The sequence below is a fragment of the Burkholderia sp. Ac-20345 genome (assembly GCF_017104825.1).
GTDB lineage: Bacteria > Pseudomonadota > Gammaproteobacteria > Burkholderiales > Burkholderiaceae > Burkholderia > Burkholderia lata_B.
On the sequence record NZ_JAAGPO010000147.1, the window covers coordinates 20,616 to 27,445 of the forward strand.

General features: G+C 68.7%; 8 protein-coding genes. 4 read left to right on the forward strand and 4 right to left on the reverse strand.

What is annotated here, in order from left to right; translation table 11 throughout:
* Positions 1-18: 18 nt before the first annotated feature.
* On the reverse strand, positions 19-1,212 hold the full coding sequence (locus G3O06_RS34265; RefSeq protein ID WP_174915174.1) for an ammonium transporter: 1,194 nt from the start codon (positions 1,210-1,212) through the stop codon (positions 19-21).
* Between the two features lie 265 nt (positions 1,213-1,477).
* Positions 1,478-1,813, reverse strand: a complete 336-nt coding sequence (locus G3O06_RS34270) for a hypothetical protein (protein WP_174915175.1) — start codon at positions 1,811-1,813, stop codon at positions 1,478-1,480.
* 193 nt (positions 1,814-2,006) lie between these two features.
* On the opposite strand from G3O06_RS34270, the gene G3O06_RS34275 reads away from it, so the two are divergent.
* From G3O06_RS34275 to G3O06_RS34290, 4 genes are all read left to right on the forward strand, one after another.
* Positions 2,007-2,435, forward strand: coding sequence for a hypothetical protein (locus G3O06_RS34275; protein WP_174915176.1), 429 nt, complete (start codon positions 2,007-2,009; stop codon positions 2,433-2,435).
* 90 nt (positions 2,436-2,525) lie between these two features.
* Positions 2,526-2,981, forward strand: a complete 456-nt coding sequence (locus G3O06_RS34280) for an Rrf2 family transcriptional regulator (RefSeq protein ID WP_174973208.1) — start codon at positions 2,526-2,528, stop codon at positions 2,979-2,981.
* Positions 2,982-3,110: 129 nt separating this feature from the next.
* Positions 3,111-3,752, forward strand: coding sequence for an NAD(P)H-binding protein (locus G3O06_RS34285; protein ID WP_085040422.1), 642 nt, complete (start codon positions 3,111-3,113; stop codon positions 3,750-3,752).
* A gap of 240 nt (positions 3,753-3,992) precedes the next feature.
* The gene (locus tag G3O06_RS34290) at positions 3,993-4,463 is read left to right on the forward strand and encodes an Lrp/AsnC family transcriptional regulator (RefSeq protein WP_011351482.1); all 471 of its coding nucleotides are present in this window, start codon (positions 3,993-3,995) and stop codon (positions 4,461-4,463) included.
* Between the two features lie 55 nt (positions 4,464-4,518).
* On the opposite strand, the gene G3O06_RS34295 is transcribed toward G3O06_RS34290, so the two are convergent.
* The gene (locus tag G3O06_RS34295) at positions 4,519-5,292 is read right to left on the reverse strand and encodes an ABC transporter ATP-binding protein (protein WP_174915179.1); all 774 of its coding nucleotides are present in this window, start codon (positions 5,290-5,292) and stop codon (positions 4,519-4,521) included.
* A gap of 4 nt (positions 5,293-5,296) precedes the next feature.
* On the reverse strand, positions 5,297-6,830 hold a 1,534-nt coding region (locus G3O06_RS34300), incomplete at its 5' end, for an iron ABC transporter permease (RefSeq protein WP_205818857.1).

A 6,830-nucleotide genomic window follows, 5' to 3' on the forward strand; every position in this document is an offset into this window, starting at 1 on the left:
CGAGCGTTCGTCAGGCGCTCAATCGCGCTCGGGCGTCGCCGAGATGCGGTGGATCGACAGGTCCGCGCCGTCGAACTCGGCTTCGCGGTCGAGGCGCAGCCCGACGGTCGCTTTCAGCGCGCCGTAGACGAGCGTGCCGCCCGCGGTCGCGATCGCGATGCCGCCGAGCGTGCCGACGAGCTGCGACATGAACGACACGCCGCCGAGACCGCCGAGCGCGGGCAGGCCGAACACGCCGGCCGCGAGGCCGCCGAGCGCGCCGCACATGCCGTGCAGCGGCCACACGCCGAGCACGTCGTCGATGCGCCACTTGTTCTGCACGCAGGTGAACATCGCGACGAACAGCGCACCGGCCGCGGCGCCCGTGACGAGTGCGCCGATCGGGTGCATCACGTCGGAGCCCGCGCACACCGCGACGAGGCCCGCGAGCGGCCCGTTGTACGTGAAGCCCGGGTCGTTGCGGCCGGCCATCCATGCAGCGAGCGTGCCGCCGACCATCGCCATCAGCGAGTTCACGGCGACGAGGCCGCTGATCTTGTCGAGCGTCTGCGCGCTCATCACGTTGAAGCCGAACCAGCCGACCGCGAGCACCCACGCGCCGAGCGCGAGGAACGGGATGTTCGACGGCGGGTGCGCGGCGATCCGGCCGTCCTTCGCATAGCGGCCGTGGCGCGCGCCGAGCAGCAGCACGGCCGGCAGCGCGACCCAGCCGCCGAACGCATGCACGACGACGGAGCCCGCGAAGTCATGGAACGGCGCACCGAACGCGTGCGTGAGCCAGGCCTGCACGCCGAAGCGTTCGTTCCATGCGATCCCTTCGAAGAACGGATAGATGAAGCCGACGATGATCAGCGTCGCGACGAGCTGCGGATTGAACTTCGCGCGCTCGGCGATGCCGCCGGACACGATCGCGGGGATCGCCGCCGCGAAGGTCAGCAGGAAGAAGAAGCGCACGAGCGCGTAGCCGTTGTGCTGCGACAGCGTGCCGATGTCGTCGAAGAACTCGACGCCGTACGCGATCGTGTAGCCGATGAAGAAATACGCGAGCGTCGACACCGAGAAGTCGACCAGGATCTTCACGAGCGCGTTGACCTGGTTCTTCTTGCGGACCGTGCCGAGTTCGAGAAATGCAAAGCCCGCGTGCATCGCGAGCACCATGACGGCGCCGATCAACAGGAACAGTGTATCGACGCCGGATTTCAGACCATCCATGCCGTGGCTTCCTTGCGCAAAAAACGGGCAAGGAACGCAAGTATCGAGCCAACTTGGTGAACGGCTGCGTGGAGTTGGTGCCCCAACGCCGCGCGGTGCGGCATTCCGGTGAATCCGTGCACGGGAAGGGGGCGCGGCGGACCCGAGCGAGGTGTGATGCCGGGTGCACGCGTGTGGTGCGACACGTGCGGAACTGGTGCGTGTGACGTGCCGATTGGTGCGGCGTGGTGCGCGATGGTGCGTTGCTGCGCACCGTTGCGGCGCGTCAGGCGCGCGGGAACAGCAGGGACGGCCGGCGCAGCCGCAGCGCGCACGCCGACCAGTATGCGGCGACGGTCGTCAGCCCGAGCGCGGCAAACGCAAGCGCCGCGAAGCCCGCAAGCGACTGGCCGTCGGCGGTGGGGCCGAGGATGCCTTCCGCGACGATCAGCGCGGCCGTCCAGAAGCCGATCACGGCCTGCGTGAGCAGGCGCGCGGACGCGACGCGACGCGGGCGCCCGGATTCGGCCAGGCGGCGCGCCGACGGCGGGCGCAGGCACAGGAACAGGGTGGCGGCGAGCACTGCGGCCAGGGCGATGAGCCAGTCGACGAGGAAATTCATGAGAAAAAGGGGGCACTTCCGAAGCGGATTGAAGCGTGTCCACTTTAGTGTTCTCGCGTGTGCGATTGAATCAGACGAGTCCGAAATTGAAAGCCATTTTTAATGACCGAGCGTGATTGGCCCAGTTCCACAGGCGGTATCATCGACGTCGGTCCAACCACGAGGCCGTGCGACGCGCGGCCGGAGATTGCTGATGAACATGAAGACATCGCGGGCGCGTCGCGTGCCCGGGTCCGTACTGGCGGCCGTGGCCGCCGGTGCGCTGCTGTTGCTCGCGGGCTGCGAGAAGTCCGGCGCGCCGGTCACGCAACCCGATACGGCCGCGAGCGCGGCCGCCGATGCCGCGAACAATGCGGCCAAGGCGCTCGACCAGGTGGCGAGCACCGTCAATCAGCAGATCAATGCCGCGAAGGCCGGCATCGCGTCCGCGGCGTCGGCCGTGCCGCCGCTGTCCGCGAGCGGCCTCGCATCCGCCGCGCAGGCGCAGATCGACGCTGCTGCGTCCGCGGTCGTCGCGCATGCGGCTTCCGAAGCCGGCGCGAAGATCGCGGAAGCCGGCAAGAAGCTCCAGCAGTGGAGCCAGCAGAACGCGTCGGGCGCCAAGCCCGCGAGCGGAGAGTGACGCGGGCTTGCATGATCCGCTAAATGTAATTATGATAGTTACACATGTCGCCGGCCGCGGGATGGGCCGGCGTCGTCAAGTGAGTCAGGAATGAATACCAGCAGCCGGTTCGCGTTTGCCGTCCACGTGCTTGCCTTGCTGTCGATGCAGGAGGGCGTGCCGTTGTCGTCCGACATCATCGCGGGCAGCGTGAACACGAATCCGGCGCTGATCCGCCGGTTACTGTCGATGCTGGCGGCCGCAGGGCTCACCACGTCGCAACTGGGCGCGGGCGGTGGTGCGCTGCTGGCGCGCGAGCCGGGCGCGATCACGCTGCTCGACGTGTATCGCGCGGTCGACGATGCGCAACTGTTCGCGCTGCATCGCGAGGCGCCGAATCCCGCGTGTCTCGTCGGGCGGCACATCCAGGGTGCGCTGATCGAATACATCGGCGACGCGCAGCGTGCGATGGAAGCATCGCTTGCCACGCGCACGCTGGCAGACGTCACGGCCGACATGCTGGGTCTGGAGCAGCGCACGCAACAGGCGGCGCGCGCCGGCGGGTGACCGGCGGCAGGGCAGGAAGCCGGACGGCGCGACAGACGCGGCGACCGGCACAACGGGGGCTTTGCCCCGTTTTTTTCGGTCTTATATGTAATTAACTGTGTTACATATTTTTCTTACTGGAGAATCGATATGACGCAACGTACTTTGAATATCGCGCTGTTCGGCGCCACCGGCACGATCGGCTCGCGTATCGCCGCGGAAGCCGCACGACGCGGCCATCGCGTGACCGCGCTGTCGCGCAATCCGGGGGCGGCCGGCGACGGCATCACCGCGAAGGCGGCCGACCTGTTCGACGCGGCCAGCATCGCGGCAGCGCTGCCGGGCCATGACGTCGTCGCAAGCGCGTACGGTCCGAAGCAGGACGATGCGGCGAAGGTCGTCGCGGCTGCGAAGGCGCTGGTCGCCGGCACGCGCCAGGCAGGGCTGAAGCGGCTCGTGGTGGTGGGCGGCGCCGGTTCGCTCGAAGTCGCGCCCGGCAAGCAACTGGTCGACAGCGAAGGTTTCCCGGAAGCGTACAAGGCGGTCGCACTCGCGCACCGCGACGCGCTCGACTACCTGAAGACGGTCGGCGATCTCGACTGGACGTTCTTCGCGCCGGCCGCGCTGATCGCGCCGGGCGAGCGGACGGGGACGTTCCGCACGGGCGTCGGCAAGCTGATCGCGGACGCGCAGGGCAACAGCAAGATCTCGGCGGAAGACTACGCGATCGCGTTCGTCGACGCGCTCGAGCAAGGCAGCTTCGTGCACGAGATTGCGACGGTCGCGTATTGAGCGGTGCGCCGGCCGGTGGCGCGCAGGCGCCGGGCCGGCCGCAACGTGCAGGAATTCAGGCGATTCCACCCTGACGGGCGGGATCGCCTGTTTCATTTGGCGCGTGCTGGCGGAATCGCGCGTTCCGTGCGCGTACCGGGATCGGTATTTATACCGGTCGACGCAGCGTAGCCGTTTTCATATTGTTCCCCGTTGTGCAGGATGAATAGAATAAATTTCTATCTACGAGGGACTGGAGAAATGGACGCCATCGATCGCAAGCTGCTGGAGCTGTTGCAGGCGGATGCCACGCTGCCGATCGCCGAACTGGCACAGCGCGTGAACCTGTCGCAGACGCCGTGCTGGAAGCGCGTGCAGCGGCTCAAGGAAACCGGCGCGATTCGCGCACAGGTTGCGCTGTGCGATCCGCGCAAGCTCGGGGTCGGTACGACCGTGTTCGTCGCGATCCGCACGAACCAGCACACCGAGGAATGGGCGCAGCGTTTCACGCAGGCCGTGCGCGACATGCCGGAAGTGGTCGAGGTGTACCGGATGAGCGGCGAGACCGATTACCTGCTGCGCGTCGTGGTGGCCGGCATCGACGATTACGACCGCGTCTACAAGCAGCTGATTCGCGCGGTGCCGCTGTTCGACGTCAGTTCGTCGTTCGCGATGGAGCAGATCAAGTATTCGACCGCGCTGCCCGTGCGCGATCTTGCCGAGCCGGCATAACGACGCAATGTAACGCGGCCATGCAACGACGCGGGTGCGCATCGCGCCCGCGGGTTCAGCGGCCGCGCGCCAGTGCGCGCGCGCGTTCGTCGGCCAGCGCATCGCGGCGCACGAAATCCGCGACGAACGGGCTGGCCGGATGGTGATGCAGTGCGTACGGCGTATCCCATTGCGCGAGCTGGCCGTCCTTCATCACGCCGATCCGGTCGGCGATCGCGAACGCTTCGGCCTGGTTGTGCGTGACGAGGATCGCGGTGTGGCCCGTGCGTTTCAGGATGTCGCGCAGTTCGAACGCGAGCCGCTCGCGTGTATCGACGTCGAGATTCGAGAACGGCTCGTCGAGCAGCAGCAGTTCCGGCGATGGCGCGAGCGCACGCGCGAGTGCGACGCGCTGCTGCTGGCCGCCCGACAGTTCGTGCGGATACGCGCCGCCGGAATCGGCGAGGCCGACGAGTTCGAGCATCTCCGCGACGCGCAGGCGCCGTTCGGCCTTCGGCATCCGCCGCAGGCCGAACGCGACGTTGTCCGCCGCGCTCAGGTGCGGGAACAGCGCGTAATCCTGGAACATCATGCCGATGCGGCGCCGCTCGGGCGGCACATCGAGCGACGGCGCCGCGACGGGCGCGCCGTCCAGCACGATGCGTCCCATGCGCACCGGTTCGAAGCCGGCGATCGCGCGCAGCACGGTGGTCTTGCCGCAGCCCGACGCGCCGAGCAGGCAGCCGATCTCGCCGCGCGGCAGTGCGAGGCTCAGCCCGTCGACCACGGTGCGGCGACCGTGCGGCGTGTCGTAGGCGAGGCAGAGGTCATCGAGTTCGAGCAGGTTCACGGTGTCAGGCTCCGATCTTGTGGCGGGTGCGGGCGAGCAGGATCACGGGCACGAGCCCGGCCAGCACGATCGCGAGCGCGGCGACCGCGCCTTCCTCGTAGGTGCCGCGCGCGGCTTCCGCATACAGCCAGGTCGCGAGCGTGTCGAAGTTCAGCGGGCGCAGCAGCAGCGTCGCCGGCAATTCCTTCATCGCGTCGACGAACACCAGCAGTGCGCTCGTCGTGAGCGCGGGCCGCAGCAGCGGCAGGTGTACGCGGCGCAGCGTGCCGCCGGCCGTCTCGCCGAGCGAGCGCGCGGCCTGTTCCAGCGACGGCGGAATGCGCGCGAGGCCGGCCTCGATGCTGCCGGCCGGGATCGCGAGAAAGCGCACGGTATAGGCGATCACGAGCGCCGCTGCCGAGCCCATCAGCAGCAGCCCGTCGCGGCCGAGCATCGCGCCGAACAGCCGGTCGGCCGCGGCGAACGGGATCAGCAGGCCGATCGCGAGCACGGTGCCCGGCACCGCATAGCCGAGGCTCGCGATTCTCGCGCACACGCGGGCGGGGCCCGCGCGGGCGCTGTCGCGTTGCGCGCGCGCGGCCCATGCGACGACGAGCCCGCACAAGAGTGTCGCGACGGTGGCGGCGGTGGCGATCGTCAGCGTGTTCGCGAGCCCCGTCATCAGTTGTTCGGATACACCGCCGACCAGATGCAGCCGCTTGGCCGTCTCGACCGCGAGGTACGCGGCCGGCGCGCCGAAGCCGAGCACCACGGGCAGCCAGCAGAGTACGGCGGCGCCGAACGCGGATACGCCGGTGAGGCGGCGCGGCGCGATCGGCCGCATGCGCCGGCCATGCGCGTAGCGCTGGCGGCGGCGCCCGTAGCGTTCGAGCACGATCATGCCGACGACGATCGCGAGCATTGCCAGCGCGATCTGCGCGGCGCCGGCGAGATCGGAGCGTGTGATCCATGTCGTGTAGACGGATACGGTCAGCGTCTGCACGCCGAGGAATTCCGACGCGCCGATGTCGTTCAGTGTTTCGAGCAGCGCGAGGCTCACGCCGACCGCGATCGCGGGCCGCGCAAGCGGCACGACGACGCGCCAGAACGTGGCGATGCGTCCCGCGCCGAGCGTGCGCGCGGCTTCGAGCAGGCTCGCGGACTGCATGACGAACATCGCGCGTGTGCTCAGGTAAACATACGGATACAGCACGAAGCCGAGCACGAAGATCGCGCCGGGCAGCGAGCGCAGGTCGGGCAGGCGGAACTGGCGCGGGCTGTCGAAACCGAGCAGCCAGCGGACCGCGCCCTGTACGGGGCCGATCGGGTGCAGCAGGTCGAGATACGCGAACGCGACGATGTAGGTGGGCACCGCGAGCGGCAGCAGCAGCGCCCACGTCAGGATCCGGCGGCCGGGAAAGTCGTACGCGGTCACGAGCCACGCGCAGCCGGTGCCGACGATCGACACGATCGCGCCGACGCCCGCGAGCAGCATCAGCGTATTGACGAGCGCCTGCGGCAGCACGAATTCGGCGAGATGCCGCCAGTGCGCGAGATCG